At 69.6% G+C, this 13,982-nt stretch carries 15 protein-coding genes; 7 read left to right on the top strand and 8 right to left on the bottom strand.

Annotated elements, in window-relative coordinates; genetic code table 11:
* Positions 1 to 61 precede the first annotated feature (61 nt).
* Positions 62 to 508 (bottom strand): GNAT family N-acetyltransferase, encoded by a 447-nt coding sequence (locus BLT25_RS18605; RefSeq protein ID WP_091049014.1) that lies wholly within the window; start codon positions 506 to 508, stop codon positions 62 to 64.
* A 37-nt stretch (positions 509 to 545) separates the two neighbouring features.
* Here BLT25_RS18605 and BLT25_RS18600 point away from each other — a divergent pair, with 37 nt between their 5' ends.
* The 4 genes from BLT25_RS18600 to BLT25_RS18585 all read left to right on the top strand — a co-directional run bounded on the left by BLT25_RS18600 (position 546) and on the right by BLT25_RS18585 (position 4,417).
* Positions 546 to 1,316, top strand: a complete 771-nt coding sequence (locus BLT25_RS18600) for an enoyl-CoA hydratase/isomerase family protein (protein WP_091049011.1) — start codon at positions 546 to 548, stop codon at positions 1,314 to 1,316.
* Between the two features lie 54 nt (positions 1,317 to 1,370).
* The gene (locus tag BLT25_RS18595) at positions 1,371 to 1,946 is read left to right on the top strand and encodes a DinB family protein (protein WP_091049009.1); all 576 of its coding nucleotides are present in this window, start codon (positions 1,371 to 1,373) and stop codon (positions 1,944 to 1,946) included.
* A gap of 87 nt (positions 1,947 to 2,033) precedes the next feature.
* On the top strand, positions 2,034 to 4,220 hold the full coding sequence (locus BLT25_RS18590) for a carbon starvation CstA family protein (RefSeq protein WP_176884036.1): 2,187 nt from the start codon (positions 2,034 to 2,036) through the stop codon (positions 4,218 to 4,220).
* Positions 4,220 to 4,417, top strand: coding sequence for a YbdD/YjiX family protein (locus tag BLT25_RS18585; protein ID WP_091049006.1), 198 nt, complete (start codon positions 4,220 to 4,222; stop codon positions 4,415 to 4,417). The genes BLT25_RS18590 and BLT25_RS18585 overlap by 1 nt, the downstream gene beginning before the upstream one ends.
* Positions 4,418 to 4,430: 13 nt before the next feature.
* Here the strand turns inward: BLT25_RS18585 and BLT25_RS18580 are convergent, their stop codons facing one another.
* Positions 4,431 to 4,721 (bottom strand): hypothetical protein, encoded by a 291-nt coding sequence (locus BLT25_RS18580; protein WP_091049004.1) that lies wholly within the window; start codon positions 4,719 to 4,721, stop codon positions 4,431 to 4,433.
* A 68-nt stretch (positions 4,722 to 4,789) separates the two neighbouring features.
* On the opposite strand from BLT25_RS18580, the gene dapD reads away from it, so the two are divergent.
* Together dapD and BLT25_RS18570 are read left to right on the top strand one after the other, a co-directional pair.
* Positions 4,790 to 5,719, top strand: a complete 930-nt coding sequence (gene dapD, locus BLT25_RS18575; RefSeq protein ID WP_091049002.1) for a 2,3,4,5-tetrahydropyridine-2,6-dicarboxylate N-succinyltransferase — start codon at positions 4,790 to 4,792, stop codon at positions 5,717 to 5,719.
* 26 nt (positions 5,720 to 5,745) lie between these two features.
* Complete coding sequence (locus BLT25_RS18570; protein ID WP_091049000.1) at positions 5,746 to 6,594, top strand: hypothetical protein; 849 nt, start codon at positions 5,746 to 5,748, stop codon at positions 6,592 to 6,594.
* 221 nt (positions 6,595 to 6,815) lie between these two features.
* Here BLT25_RS18570 and BLT25_RS18565 read toward each other — a convergent pair whose 3' ends face one another.
* The 3 genes from BLT25_RS18565 to fdxA are packed head-to-tail and all read right to left on the bottom strand — an operon-like array spanning position 6,816 to position 9,314.
* Positions 6,816 to 7,835, bottom strand: a complete 1,020-nt coding sequence (locus tag BLT25_RS18565; RefSeq protein ID WP_256328671.1) for a VldE C-terminal domain-containing protein — start codon at positions 7,833 to 7,835, stop codon at positions 6,816 to 6,818.
* Between the two features lie 37 nt (positions 7,836 to 7,872).
* Positions 7,873 to 8,991 carry a succinyldiaminopimelate transaminase gene (gene dapC, locus BLT25_RS18560; RefSeq protein WP_305367624.1) on the bottom strand — a complete coding sequence of 373 codons (1,119 nt, stop codon included), beginning with the start codon at positions 8,989 to 8,991 and terminating at the stop codon, positions 7,873 to 7,875.
* Complete coding sequence (fdxA, locus tag BLT25_RS18555) at positions 8,991 to 9,314, bottom strand: ferredoxin (protein WP_008358813.1); 324 nt, start codon at positions 9,312 to 9,314, stop codon at positions 8,991 to 8,993. The genes dapC and fdxA overlap by 1 nt, the downstream gene beginning before the upstream one ends.
* A 79-nt stretch (positions 9,315 to 9,393) precedes the next feature.
* Between fdxA and BLT25_RS18550 the strand changes: the two genes are divergently transcribed.
* Positions 9,394 to 10,281: a GNAT family N-acetyltransferase gene (locus BLT25_RS18550; RefSeq protein ID WP_091048995.1), complete on the top strand. Its 888-nt coding sequence runs from the start codon at positions 9,394 to 9,396 to the stop codon at positions 10,279 to 10,281.
* A 4-nt stretch (positions 10,282 to 10,285) separates the two neighbouring features.
* Here the strand turns inward: BLT25_RS18550 and BLT25_RS18545 are convergent, their stop codons facing one another.
* The 3 genes from BLT25_RS18545 to BLT25_RS18535 form a co-directional block, all read right to left on the bottom strand.
* Positions 10,286 to 10,675, bottom strand: coding sequence for a VOC family protein (locus tag BLT25_RS18545; RefSeq protein WP_091048994.1), 390 nt, complete (start codon positions 10,673 to 10,675; stop codon positions 10,286 to 10,288).
* A gap of 30 nt (positions 10,676 to 10,705) precedes the next feature.
* Positions 10,706 to 11,536, bottom strand: coding sequence for an esterase/lipase family protein (locus tag BLT25_RS18540; RefSeq protein ID WP_091048993.1), 831 nt, complete (start codon positions 11,534 to 11,536; stop codon positions 10,706 to 10,708).
* Positions 11,537 to 11,644: 108 nt separating this feature from the next.
* Entirely contained in the window at positions 11,645 to 13,966 is a 2,322-nt protein-coding gene (locus BLT25_RS18535) for a VanW family protein (protein ID WP_091048990.1), read from the bottom strand.
* Between the last annotated feature and the right edge of the window lie 16 nt (positions 13,967 to 13,982).

Raw genomic sequence — 13,982 nt, 5'->3', positions numbered from 1 at the left:
TAACGGCTCAAATGCTGGTAAGGAAAGAGTACGCCGCCCGACGCCCGCCGCGCGAACCCGATCACACCGCGCGCCACATCCGCACGTGCGGGCCGATCTCGGGGTCGTCCCACGGCTCACCGATCTCCTGGAAGCCGGCCCGCTCGTAGAACGGCACAGCCGGCGTACGCGCGTTGCACCAGACCAGCCCACCGCCCTCGGCTACGACATGGTCCAGCGCCGCCTGCAGCACCTCGGCTCCGACACCCCGCCCGCGCCACCCGTCCGCCGTCGCCATCCCCCGGATCCGCCACCCTCTCCCCGGGTGCTCGGCCAGATCAGGGCAGCTTTCGGGGAACAGCCCCACACACCCGATCAGGCTCCCGTCCACATCCAGCGCCGCGTACGTCGCGACCTCGGGACCGTCGTCCCCCGGAACCTTCGCCGCCTCCGGCGGCCCACCGTTGCGCAGCACCTTCGCCCGCAACGGATACGTCTCCTCGACCTCCACCCGACGCACCGTGATCACGCTGCGACCCTAGCCGCGCACCTGGCAGGATGCGCGCATGAGCCTGATTCGCTACGAGTACGCCGACGGTTGCGCGCGCATCACGATGACCAACTCGGACCGGGGCAACGTCTTCTCCCCCAAGGCGGGCGAGGAGCTGCTGGCCGCGATCCTGCGGGCGAAGGCGGACTCGGCGCGGGTGATCGTGCTCGCCGCGGAGGGGAAGTACTTCTCGGTCGGCGGCGACCTGGCCGGGTTCGCGGCCGCCGACGATCTCGGCCCCTACATCCTCGAGCTGGCCGAGGGCGCGAACCGGATGATCACCGAGCTGGTCCGCTGCGACGCGATCGTGGTCAGCGCCGTCCAGGGCACCGCCGCCGGGGTCGGCTTCCCGCTGGCCGCGGCCGCCGACATCGTCATAGCCGCCGACCGGGCGAAGTTCAGCCTCGCCTATGCGAAGGTCGGCCTCTCGGTCGACGGGGGCGGTTCGCTCCTCGTGCACACCCTGGGGCTGCACCGGGTGCTCCGGCTGACCCTGCTGGGCGACATGCTCTCCGCGACCGAGGCGCTCGAGGCCGGGCTGGTCGCCCGCGTCGTACCTGCCGACGACCTCGCCGCCACGGTCGACGAGGTCGTCGCGACCCTGCTCTCCGGCTCCCCCGAGGCGCTGGCCCGCACCAAGCACCTGATCCGCGACGTCGCCGACCCCAACCCCGAGTCCGCGCTGCGCCGCGAAGCGCAGTCCATCTCCGCGCTCGGCGGCTCGGCCTCGGGCCGCGAGGGCATCAACGCGTTCCTGGAGAAGCGGCCGCCCAGCTTCACCGCCTGAAATCGCTGGCTGAAATCGCTGGCCGAAAGGCGCTCGTTCCGCGAGGGTGGGCCCATGAGCAGCGAACAGCGGCAGGTGGGTTTCGGCGGCATCTGGCTCCCCGAGGGCGAGGATCCGCGCCACCAGGACGAGCAGGCCGTCGGCGAGCTGGCGACCTACCGCGACTACCTGCGCCACTACCGGCTCACCCTCGAGCTCAAGGGCCAGGACCTGACTCCGGAGCAGCTCGCCCGCCGAAGCGTGCCGCCGAGCACGATGAGCCTGCTCGGGCTGGTCAGGCACATGGCGAAGGTGGAGCACGGCTGGTTCCAGCGCGCCTTCCAGGGGCGGCTCGACGAGCCGCGGCCCTACTGGAGCGCCGATGCATCCGACGTCGACTTCGACGGCGTCGAGCCGACCCAGGCCTGCGTGGATGAGGCGTACGCAGCCTGGAAGGAGCAGATCGCGCGGGCCGACGCCTGGCTCGACACCCAGACCGACGAGTCGATGGGCGATGTCGTCGTCTACAACAGCGACGGCGAGACCTCCTCCGTGCGCGACATCCTGGTCCACATGGTCGAGGAGTACGCCCGCCACGCGGGTCACGCCGACCTGCTGCGCGAGGTCATCGACGGGCGTACCGGGCAGTAGCCCCTCCCCCGCTCCACAGGCGGTTTCCTGAGACTAGGCTGAGACAGCGGTCACAACGACCGTACCGCGCTGAATCAGAGGGAGACCATGTCGACGTCGACCGCCAACCCCACCAGCTCGGGCCCTGGGTCCGGGCCCAACGTGCCCCGTAGTTGGAGGGCCATCGCCATCTGGACCGCCGTCGCTGTCGTCGGCGCCGTCTGCTGGGCCGTGCTCGCCCTGTCCCGAGGCGAGGACGTCTCGGCGCTGTGGATCCTGTTCGCCGCGCTGGCCTCGTACGCGATCGCCTACCGGTACTACTCGAAGTTCATCGCCAACAAGGTGCTGAAGGTCGATGACACCCGGGCCACCCCGGCCGAGCGGCTGGAGAACGGGCAGGACTTCGACGTCACCGACCGGCGAGTGCTCTTCGGGCACCACTTCGCCGCGATCGCCGGCGCGGGCCCGCTGGTCGGCCCGGTGCTGGCCGCGCAGATGGGTTACCTGCCGGGCACGATCTGGATCATCGTCGGCGTGATCTTCGCCGGTGCCGTCCAGGACATGGTCGTGATGTTCTTCTCGATGCGCCGCGACGGCAAGAGCCTCGGTCAGATGGTGCGTGAGGAGATCGGCACCGTCGCCGGCGTGGCCGCGCTGATCGCCGTCTTCGCGATCATGATCATCATCTTGGCCGTGCTCGCGCTGGTCGTCGTCAATGCGCTCGCGGATTCGCCATGGGGTGTCTTCTCGATCGGCCTCACCATCCCGATTGCGCTCTTCATGGGCTTCTACCTGCGCTACCTGCGCCCCGGCCGCGTCAGCGAGGTGACCGTCATCGGGGTCGCGCTGCTGCTGCTGGCCATCATCGGTGGTGGCTACGTCGAAGAGATGGGCCTGGACGGCGCACTCACCCTCTCCCACGAGACCTTGGTGATCTGCCTGGTCGTCTACGGCTTCATCGCCTCGATCCTCCCGGTGTGGATGCTGCTCACCCCGCGTGACTACCTCTCCACCTTCATGAAGGTGGGCGTCATCGTGCTGCTGGCCGTCGGCCTGGTCCTCGCGGCCCCGACGCTGCAGAACGAGGCGGTCACCGACTTCGCCACCACCGGCGAGGGTCCGGTCTTCGCCGGCAAGCTGTTCCCGTTCGTCTTCATCACCATCGCCTGCGGCGCCCTCTCCGGCTTCCACGCGCTCATCGCCTCCGGCACCACGCCGAAGATGGTCGCCAAGGAGAGCCAGGTCCGGATGATCGGCTACGGCGGCATGCTGATGGAGTCGTTCGTGGCGATCTCGGCCCTCATCGCGGCCTCGGTCATCGACCAGGGCATCTACTTCTCGATGAACGCCGCCGCCGGCGCGACCGGCGGCACCCCGGAGACCGCGGCCGCCTTCGTCAACGGGCTCGGCTTCACGATCACCCCGGCCGACCTCGAGGCAGCCGCGGCCAGCGTGGAGGAGACGATCATCTCCCGCACCGGTGGCGCCCCGACCCTGGCATTCGGGATGTCGCTGATCTTCACCGAGGCGTTCGGAGGCGGCCTGGCCGCCTTCTGGTACCACTTCGCGATCATGTTCGAGGCGCTCTTCATCCTGACCGCCGTCGACGCCGGCACCCGGGTCGGCCGCTTCATGCTCCAGGACACGATCGGCAACGTCTGGAAGCGCTACGCCGACACCTCCTGGCGGCCGGCGGCCTGGTCGGCCTCCGCGCTGGTCGTACTGGCCTGGGGCTACATGCTCTGGATCGGCGTCGGTGACCCACTCGGCGGGATCAACCAGCTGTTCCCGCTCTTCGGCATCGCCAACCAGCTGCTCGCCGCGATCGCCCTGACCCTGGCCACGGTGCTGATGTTCAAGCACGGTCTGGCCAAGTACGCCTGGGTGCCTGGCATCCCGCTGATCTGGGACCTCATCGTCACCATGACGGCGAGCTGGGAGAAGGTGTTCAGCGACAACCCCGCGATCGGCTACTTCGCCCAGGCCTCGGCCGCGCGCGAGGCACGCGACGCCGGTGAGCTCTACGGGGTGGCGAAGACCCCCGCGGACGTCGACCAGATCATCTACAACTCGACCCAGAGCGGCATCCTGCAGGCAGCGTTCGCGCTGCTGGTGATCGTGATCGTCGCCGGTGCCGCGGTGACGGTGATCAAGGCGATCCGCGCCGGCGGGCTGCCGACCACCGAGATCGCGAAGGTCGAGTCGAAGATCGTCGCGCCCTCCGACTTCTTCGCCACCAAGGAGGAGAAGGAAGCCGTACGCGAGTGGGAGGCCTCCCAGAAGGCGTCGGTCTGATGAGTGTGCTCGCCGATCGTCTCTCCGACCGCTTCTCCGGCGCCTGGCGGCTGCTCCGCCAGGCGACCGGGGAGGCGAAGTGGGACGAGTACGTCGCCCGATGCGAGCGCGACGGCGCCGAGCCGATGAGCCGGCGTGCGTTCGAGCGGCACCGGGCCGACGAGAAGGAGCACAACCCGCAGGCCCGCTGCTGCTAGCGGCTCCGGCGCTCTAGCGGGGGCTGTCGTCGGCGAAGGCGGCGTCGAGCCAGGCGTACACCTGCGAGTCACCTCGGGTGACGAGCAGGACCACCTGCTTCTCGGCGTCGCTGACCGGTTGGGAGTTGATCCAGCTCCGGACGATGTCGGAGGCGGCACGGCGTACGACCTCGACGCCCTTGGCCATCGCCCACTCCGGCGCCGGATGACCCTTGCTGGTCGCCACACCGGGGATCTCCAGGGTCCAGGTGCCGTCCTCGGCCTGGATCAGGCGGGGCGTCGGCGGCGCGCTCTTCTTGCTCACCCCCTCATGTTCGCACGTCGAGACTGTCGATAAGGGACCACTCAGGCTCGGCCACTAGACTGCGCCCCGTGACGAATGCAGCTTGGGCCTTCGGCCTCGTGACGTACGCCGCCGACAACTCTGTTCTGGACGTGTGGTTCCCCGCGCCGCAGCTGGGCGACAAGCCCGCCGACGCGACCGCGCCGGCCGAGCTGACCGCGCTCGAGGGCACCGACGAGGTGCGTCAGGTGACCACGAAGGTCACGCTCGTCGAGGTCAAGGACCTCGACACCGCGCCCGTGACCACCGAGGACGTCTGGCTGCGACTCCACCTCCTCTCCCACCGCCTCGTGCAGCCGCACGGGCAGAACCTCGACGGCATCTTCGGCCTGCTCACCAACGTGGTGTGGACCAGCGCCGGCCCGTGCGCCGTCGAGGGCTTCGAGCTCACCCGCGCCCGGCTGCGCGCAGCGGGCCAGCACGTCACCGTCTACGGCGTGGACAAGTTCCCGCGGATGGTCGACTACGTCGTGCCTTCGGGGATCCGCATCGGCGACGCCGACCGCGTCCGCCTCGGCGCCCACCTGGCCGCCGGCACCACCGTGATGCACGAGGGCTTCGTCAACTTCAACGCCGGCACCCTCGGCGCCTCGATGGTCGAGGGCCGGATCTCCGGCGGTGTCGTCGTCGGCGACGGCTCCGACGTCGGTGGCGGCGCCTCGATCATGGGCACCCTCTCCGGCGGCGGCAAGGCCGTCATCTCCATCGGCCAGCGCTGCCTGCTCGGTGCCAACTCGGGCATCGGCATCTCCCTGGGTGACGACGCGGTCGTCGAGGCAGGGTGCTACGTCACCTTCGGGACCAAGGTGACGCTCCCCGACGGCACCGTGACGAAGGCCGGCGAGCTCTCCGGCGCCTCCAACATCCTCTTCCGTCGCAACTCGGTCAGCGGCGCCATCGAGGCCGTTCCGTGGAAGGGCGAGGGCATCGAGCTCAACGCCGCCCTCCACGCGAACTGACTCTCGCCGAAGAGCAGAGTGCCGAGTTGAAGAAGCTTCTCACCGCCCTGGTGGTGCTCAGCGTGGTCGCCGGCGGCATCTACTGGGTCGTCCAGGCCGCGACGGACAAGCTGGACTCGATCCTGCCCGACCTCCAGCAGTGCACGGCGGTCGCGGGCGAGTACGAGGCGCGCTTCGACCCCGAGCAGATGGGCAACGCCGCCGTGATCACGGCGCTCGGGCTCAAGCGCGGCCTGCCCGCACGGGCGGCCACGATCGCGATCGCGACCGCGATCCAGGAGTCGAAGCTCTACAACATCAGCCACGGTGACCGGGACTCGCTCGGCCTCTTCCAGCAGCGTCCATCGATGGGCTGGGGCACCGAGGAGCAGGTCCAGGACCCCGTCTACGCCACCAACAAGTTCTACGACGCGCTCGTGAAGATCGAGGGCTACGAGGACATGGTGGTCACCGAGGCGGCGCAGGAGGTGCAGCGCTCGGCCTACCCCGAGGCGTACGCCGACCACGAGGGCGAGGGCCGCGCGATCGCCTCCGCGATCAGCGGCTACTCCCCCGCCGCGCTGACCTGCCGGATCGACGAGCCCGAGGCCGGCTCCGGCAAGCCGCAGGCGACCAAGACCGAGGTCAACCAGCTGCTCGGCCAGATGGTCGGCCGCGCCCGGGTCGACGGCAGCACCGTGGTCATCCCCGTCGACGCCGGCGAGACCGGCCAGCGCAACGGCTGGGCAGTCGCCCACTACGTACTCGCCCGGGCCAGCGAGTTCGGCGCCTCCGCCATCGCCTACGACGGCCGCACCTGGTCCGCAGGCAAGGACGAGGAGTGGGCCGACACCCCCGACGCCTCCGGCGACCAGATCCTCGTCACCCTCGCCTGAGACCCCCTGTCGAGGCGTCACCTACGTCGGCCGAGGCGTCACGCACGTCGGCCGAGTTGGCAACCATGTGCCAACTCGGCCGACGTAAGTGACGCCTCGCCATGCTTACCGAGCCGTCGCTCGCACCGATCGAGGCGTCAGGTACGTCGTGCGAGATGGCAATCGATTGCTGACTCGGCCGACGTACCTGACGTCTCGGCCGACCTGCCTGACGTCTCGGCTTAGTCGGCTACGTCGACGTGGACGTGGTCGCGGTGCTCGAGGATGGCCTGGTCGCCGCCGCGGGGTGGGACGTCGTAGTCGCGCCAGCCGGCGGCGGAGCGGCGCTTGGTCCAGATGCGGTCGTCGAAAATGACGGTCTCGATGTCGAGACGGTCGGCGTTGGCGACGAGGTACTGCGCCAGGGACCAGCCCCTGATGTTGTTGCGGGCGTTGATGGGTCGGAAGAAGTAGTCGACGGCGCGGCCCTCGTAGTGGGCAGAGCCGACCATGTGGCCGGTGGTCACCCCGCCGGGCTGGAAACCGCCGTCGGGAACGTCCCCGAAAGCCGTGCGTACGTCACCACGCACCGTCTCCGCACGCGAGGTGAGCCCGGCCGCACTGAGCTGGTCCGAGACCTCGTCGGCACCGCCCTTGACCACGCACGAGAACGCCTCGGGGGTGTTCCCGGTCAGCGCCGAGGCGAGGGCCCGTGCCTCGGGCTCGGCGTCGCGGTAGCCGTCGCGCGAGCCGTCGCTGATCTGCTGGGCGACGCCGGGTACGGACTGCTGGCGGTAGTCGGGGACCCCGGAGAGCCGGTCGTAGAGGCCGGCCGCCTTCGCCGCATCCCGCTCGAGCGAGTGGTCGGCGATCTCGACAGCGAGCACGACCGAGGCGGCGCGGGCCGGGAGCCCGCGGCGTACGGCGATGGCGGCGATCGCCGAGGCCTGCTCGGCCTCGTCGATGGAGAGGTCGTAGGTCGTGTCCTCGGCCGTGACGGTGCAGGCCTCACGGGAGAGGACCGGGATGCCGCTGACCCCGACACCGAGGAGCCGGAGGCCGGCGAAGACCAGGGCGACGGCGATGACGACACCGAGGACGATGAGGTGCTTGCGCACCGGACGCAGCTGCTTGCGGGCCTCCCGTGCCGACTTCCGCAGTGCCTCACGCGCCGGCTCCGGGAGCCTCGGCCCCGGAGGTCCCGGAGGACTCGGAGGCGGGATGGTCGGCGGGCCCGTCGGGGTCCCCGGCTGTGCGCTCACTCCACCAATCTTCACGTATAGGGCAAACCCCGGCCGGCTACGCCGTGAGGCGGGCGACGGCCGCGTCGACGCGCTCGTCGGTGGCGGTGAAGGCGATGCGTACGTGCTGGCTGCCGGCGCGGCCGTAGAAGGCGCCGGGAGCGGCCAGGATGCCGCGCTCGGCGAGCCACTCGACGGTGGCCCAGCAGTCCTCGTCACGAGTGGACCACAGATACAACGAAGCCTCGGAGTGGTCGATGCGGAAGCCGGCCGACTCCAGCGCCGCCTTGAGCTTGGCGCGCCGAGCGGCGTAGCGGGAGTGCTGCTCCTTGGCGTGCTGGTCGTCGGCGAGCGCCGTCACCATGGCGACCTGCTGCGGGCCGGGCATCATCAGGCCGAGGTTCTTGCGGACCGCGAGGAGCTCGGCGAGGACCGAGGCGTCACCGGCGACGAAGGCCTCGCGGTAGCCCGCGAGGTTGGAGCGCTTCGAGAGCGAGTGGACGGCGAGGATGCCGTCGTAGGAGCCGTCACAGACGTCAGGGTGCAGGATCGAGACCGGCGAGGCCTCCCAGGCGCACTCGATGTAGCACTCGTCGGAGATCAGCAGCGTGCCGCGCTCGCGCGCCCACTCCACCGTCTTGCGCAGGTGCTCCACCGGAAGCACGCGACCCGAGGGGTTGGAGGGCGAATTGATCCACAGGATCTTCGGCGCCTTCGGCCCCAGCGCGACCAGCGAGTCGGTGGCGACGGTGTCGGCGCCGACGAGCGCCGCGGAGACCTCGTAGGTCGGGTAGGCGAGCTCCGGGTAGGCGATCAGGTCACCCTGGCCGATGCCCAGGTGCAGCGGCAGCGAGCCGATCAGCTCCTTGGAGCCGATCACGGGCAGCACGTTGTCCAAGCCCAGACCCGAGACCCCGTGGTTGCGCGCGAGCCAGTCGATCGCGGCCTGACGCACCGCCGGCGTACCGATCGTGGTCGGGTATCCGGGTGAGTCGGCCGCCTCGGCGAGCGCCTTCTGGATCACCGCCGGCGTCGGGTCGACCGGGGTGCCGATCGAGAGGTCGACCAGACCGCCGGCGTGCGCGGACGCCTTCTCCTTGAACGGGGCGAGCTTGTCCCAGGGGAAGTCAGGCAGCCTCTGCGAGACCGGGATCGAGGCGGGCATCGGGGCCGGCATCAGTCCTGGTTCTGCGGGGGCAGCGCGGCGACGAACGGGTGGTCCTTGTCGATCTCACCCATGCGGGCGGCACCACCGGGCGAACCGAGGTCGTCGAAGAACTTGACGTTGGCGTCGTAGTACTCCTTCCACTCCTCCGGGGTGTCGTCCTCGTAGAAGATCGCCTCGGGCGGGCACACCGGCTCGCAGGCGCCGCAGTCGACACACTCGTCGGGGTGGATGTAGAGCATCCGCTTGCCCTCGTAGATGCAGTCCACCGGACATTCGTCGACGCAAGCCTTGTCCTTCACGTCAACACAGGGCTGGGCGATGACGTACGTCATTCGGGGCTCCTCCAAGCGGGGTATCACTAAAGTCAGAGGGGCACTGCTGGCCCTTCAGGGGACAGCCTAGTATCCCCACGTGCCTGCTCATCTCCTGGGACCACATGTCGTCGGCCAGCGGATCGTCATCCGCCGCCTCGTCCCCGGTGAGACCGGCCCCACCGGCGGCCCGGCCTTCACCGACATCCTCGGAGTCTGTACGTCCTGGGCCGGCGGAACCGCGGTCATCGAGCGTGAGTCCGGGGAGCGGGTCAGCGTGCCCGTCGCCGAGATCGTCTCCGGCAAACCGGTGCCGCCGCGGCCCAACGTACGCCTGCGTATCGGGGTACGCGAGGCCGAGCTGCTCAGCGCCGCGATCTTCCCCGGCACCACCTCGGAGCCGTTGGGCGAGTGGGTGCTCTTCGACCACGAGGTCTCGATGCGGCGCCGGCCCAACTCGGCGCTGGCGATCGGCGACCCGGGGGTCGGGCTCGAGGAGGCGATCGACAAGGTCGAGAGCTACTACCGGAGCCGCCACAAGCGCCCGCGGGTGAAGATCGAGGTCGGCTCCGCGGCCGAGGAGGCCGTGGTCGCGCGCGGCTGGTTCGAGGACGTGACCGTCGGGTTCCAGCTCGCCGGGCTCGCCACCACCCGCCGCATCCTGCCTCCGCCCGTCGAGGACGCCCGCGTCGAGGTCCAGACGAACACGGCACAGGTGCTGATCACCCTCGGCGACACCGCCCGGATCATGGGCACGATGGAACGCGACTGGCTGGCCATCCACGACCTCGAGGTCGCCGAGTCACACCGCCGCCAGGGGCTCGCCACCAAGGCACTCGCCACCCTGCTCGAGTGGGGCGCCGAGCGCGGCGCCCGCGCCGCCTGGCTGCACGTCGAGACCACCAACGGCCCCGGCCTCGCCCTCTACGAGGGCCTCGGCTTCACCGAGCACCACCGCTGCCGCTACTACGCCTCGCCCACGCCGTAGAGAATCAGTCCGCCAGCAGGTCCCACAGGTTGCCGAACGGGTCCCTGAAGACCTGGAGGGTGCCGTAGGGCTCCTCGCGCACCGGCCCGACGAGCTCGATCCCCGCACAGACCAGCCTCTCGTACGCCGCCGCGAAGTCGTCCACCCGCAGGAAGAACGTGACTCGGCCGCCGGTCTGGTCGCCCACCCTCGCGGCCTGTGCCGGGCCGTCGGCCCGGGCGAGCAGGAAGCCGGTGCCACCGCCGGGCGGACGTACGACCACCCAGCGCTTCGGGCGGCCGTCGTTCGTGGTCGACGGGGAATCCTCGGCGACCTCGAAGCCGAGGACGTCGCGGAAGAACCCCACCGCCTCGTCGTAGTCGGGAACGACGATCGTGACCAGGTCCAGGTGCATGGGTGAACGGTAGTCGGGCCCCCAGGGCGGTCAGCAGGTCTTCAGACCCGGGGAGGCGGGGCCTTCGTGGGTGAGCGCGTCGAGGGTGAGAGCGATGGCGGAGGCGCTCATCGGGATGAGCAGGTGCTCGGAGAGGTCGAGGGCGCAGGCGTCCTGGATGCGTACGTTGGTGGTGTTCGGGCCTTCGGCGAGGAAGCCCGAGGTGGAAGGGACGACGACCTCGTCGGTGGCAGAGATGATCTGGGTGTAGGAGACGTCGCCCGGGGTCTCGTCACCGGCGTTCAGGTCGGCGAGGAACTGTGAGCCGGCGGCCTGCTGGGCACAGGACATGCAGAGTCCGGTGGCCTCGGTGGCGCCCTCGTCCGGGATGATCGAGGTGCCGTGGTTGGACGGGGCGAGGCCGACGAGGTCCTCGACGTAGGCGGCGCCTCCGAGGTTCTTGATGTAGTAGCGCGGCATCATGCCGCCCTGGGAGTGACCGACGAGAGACACCTTGTCGGCGTCGGTGACCTCGCGTACGCGCTCGATGAACTCACCCAGGTGGGCCGCCGAGTCCCGGATGTCGCCGGTCGCGCGGTTGCCGTAGTCGAGCGAGTAGACGCAGAAGCCGGCTCGCTTCATGGCAAGCGAGATCGGGTCCAGCAGCGAGCGGCGGTCGCCGAAGGTGCCGTGCACCAGGATCACCGGCGTCGGGCGCGCTGCCGACGGCGCGCACGCCCAGTCGTTGGACCCGGCGGGGTCACCGTAGGGCGACCCCGGCAGCGGGATCCCGGTCCGGCCCTCCCCTGCCGCGGCGGGGGCGGAGATCGGGGCGAGGACGAGTGCGACAGCAGCGAGAAGACTCAGCAGGAACGGGCGCATGCCCGCTTCAACGAACGGTTGTGATCCACGTCACGGCCATATCGCCGAGTCGGCGCGTCGTGACGCGCCGACTCGGCGAAGGATGGTGTCAGAACCGGCCGACTCGGCTCAGTTGGGGTCGGCGGGCGGCGGCGGCTTCTCCGACTCGTCGGTGCACTCGACCTCGTCCTGCGGGATGTAGGTGGTCTTGAAGGTCTCGGTGTCGACCTTCGAGCCCGATCCGGCGTTGTAGAAGTCGCGCCAGACGTTGATCGAGAAGCCCTGGGCGCCGACGGTGTTCTCACAGTTGCCGTCGGTGATCTTCTGCTTGCCGGGCGACTTGAAGTCGTAGCGATCGCCGGTGCGGGCCTTGATGTCGTAGATCTTGGTGGACCACATCTCGACGGTCACCGAACCCTGGCTGCTGCCGCTGGCGGGGTTGACCCAGGAGCGGATGAGGACGCCGTACTTGGTGTTGTTCTTGAACTTCAGGTCCAGCGAGGGCCAGGCGACGGTCGCCTCCCGACCGATCGGGTAGCGGTCGATGTAGAGCGAGTGCGCCTTGTGCTCGACGTCCTGGAGACCCGCGAAGAACATCGCGTTGAACGTGGTCGTCGCCATCTGCGAGACACCGCCGCCGTAGTCCTCACGGAAGACGCCGTTCTGGATCATCCAGCCCTTGGTGAACCCGTTGGCGGCCGTACGCTCCCCGACGATGCCGTTCATCGAGAAGGTGTCCCCCGGCGCGAGCACGGTGCCGTTGACCAGCTCGGCGGCGCGGCCGATGTTGACGTTGCGGTATTCGGCGTAGGGGAAGTTGGTGGTGAAGGTGGAGACCTTCTCCTTCACACCCCAGGCCTTGGCCTCCTCGGTGGTGACCTTGGGCTTGGCGACCTTCGACTTCACCTCGACGGTGCGCTCGCCCTGCGGTGCGGTGACGACGTCGAGGAAGACCGCCTCAAGGTCCTTCTGGTTGAAGGTGACACCCGGCTTGGCGGGAATGACCTTCGGGGCGCCGTTGACCATCTTGATGGTCGCGTCGACCGGCTTGGCGGCGTCGTCGGCGAGGGCCTTCTTGAGCACCTTCTTGAGCTTGCTGGGCGCGACCGAGGCCTGCAGCTCGCCGTCCTTGGGGTCGAACCGGATCGCGTCGCCGAACTCCTTCGGGGACAGCTCCACCGGGGTCTTCTCGAACTTCAGCGTGATCGGCCCGGAGACCGCGGGGGTGGCGACCTTGTCGACCGCCTCCTGGACGTCGGCCTCGTCGACGTCGGGGGTGAGCTCCGCGAGCGGTACGTCGGCCTTGCGGTCGCCCTCGACGAGGAGCTGACCGGCGAGCGCCGTCCGGAGCGCATCGTCGCTGACGCCCTCGCCGGCGACCGGCTGGGTGGTCTTGACCTTCCCCTTCTTGATGACGACGTCGCCGTCCTTGAAGGGGGTGCCGGCGCGCTTGTTGACCTTGGCCGCGACCTTGGCGATCAGCTTGTCGTCGGCCTTGACGACGGGCTCGATCTCGCCACCGCCGGTGAAGTGCTTCCACAGCTTGACCGGGCTCCAGCTGCGTACGGCATTCGCCTTCTCGATCGTCGCCTCGGCGTCGAAGCTCAGGCCGGCGTCGGCCGGGTTGACCTCGGTCGTGCTGTCTCCGGCGGTCACGTTGATCGGCTGGCTGTGGGCGGGAGCGAACTTCTGGTCCAGCAGCGGCGTCGCCTCGGCGGCCGTCATGCCGCCGATGTCCACGCCCGCGACCGTGGTGCCCTCGGGGATCTTCTCCCCGGCGACGGCGTACGCCGCAGCCCAGCCGACGAAGGCCAGGACGGCGACCCCGCCGGCGACCGCGACCGCGACCTTGGCGCCGGTGCCGAGCGGCTTGCGCTCAGCCGCGACCGGCTGGGCGTAGTCGGGCTGCTCGAACGCGGTCTCGAAGGGAGACGGCTCGGTTGTGGCCTGCTCGTTCACGACGAACGGCCCGACGCCCATGACGGTCGCCTCGAGAGGCTCGTCGTCGAAGTCAGGGACGTCTTGGACCTGACGGTCGAAGGCGACCTCGGTCGCCGCGTCGTCAGCCAGGTCGGGGGCGGCGTCGACCGCGTCCGGCTCCGGGGCGAACTTCCGGTTCTTCGAGACGAACAGGAAGTTGTCCTCCTCGGGCAGCTCCGCACGCTTCGGCAGCTCCGAGCGCAGCATCGTGCTGCGCATCAGGGTCTCCTCGGCCAGATCCTCGTCGAAGTCGCCGGCAGGGACCACCCGGGTCGCACCGTCGGGCTCGGCGTCGTTCGGAACCGGCTTGGCACCCGTGGACTCGGCAACACGGGCGTCGATCTCGATCTGAGGAATCATGATCGTCTCGATGGCAGCATCGTCCGCGCCAGCTTGGCTGGCGTTGGACCCGGCCGCGTGAGTTTGCTTCGCGGGCTCGGGGGCCTTGAAGGCCTCGGGCTCAGTGGACATGCGGGAGAGCCTAGGA

This window comes from Nocardioides sp. YR527 (genome assembly GCF_900101045.1).
Taxonomy (GTDB): Bacteria; Actinomycetota; Actinomycetes; order Propionibacteriales; family Nocardioidaceae; genus Nocardioides.
The sequence above is the reverse complement of the archived record's forward strand: the minus strand, read 5'-3'. Positions and strand labels throughout refer to the sequence as shown.

What these genes read in the sequence shown, in the direction of transcription:
- BLT25_RS18590 (WP_176884036.1), top strand. Translation starts at nt 2,034, where the DNA reads ATGTCGACGTCGACCGCCAACCCCACCAGCTCGGGCCCTGGGTCCGGG.
- BLT25_RS18540 (WP_091048993.1), bottom strand. Translation starts at nt 11,536, where the DNA reads ATGCGCCCGTTCCTGCTGAGTCTTCTCGCTGCTGTCGCACTCGTCCTC.
- BLT25_RS18600 (WP_091049011.1), top strand. Translation starts at nt 546, where the DNA reads ATGAGCCTGATTCGCTACGAGTACGCCGACGGTTGCGCGCGCATCACG.
- fdxA (WP_008358813.1), bottom strand. Translation starts at nt 9,314, where the DNA reads ATGACGTACGTCATCGCCCAGCCCTGTGTTGACGTGAAGGACAAGGCT.
- dapC (WP_305367624.1), bottom strand. Translation starts at nt 8,991, where the DNA reads ATGCCGGCCCCGATGCCCGCCTCGATCCCGGTCTCGCAGAGGCTGCCT.
- BLT25_RS18595 (WP_091049009.1), top strand. Translation starts at nt 1,371, where the DNA reads ATGAGCAGCGAACAGCGGCAGGTGGGTTTCGGCGGCATCTGGCTCCCC.
- BLT25_RS18585 (WP_091049006.1), top strand. Translation starts at nt 4,220, where the DNA reads ATGAGTGTGCTCGCCGATCGTCTCTCCGACCGCTTCTCCGGCGCCTGG.
- BLT25_RS18535 (WP_091048990.1), bottom strand. Translation starts at nt 13,966, where the DNA reads ATGTCCACTGAGCCCGAGGCCTTCAAGGCCCCCGAGCCCGCGAAGCAA.
- BLT25_RS18545 (WP_091048994.1), bottom strand. Translation starts at nt 10,675, where the DNA reads ATGCACCTGGACCTGGTCACGATCGTCGTTCCCGACTACGACGAGGCG.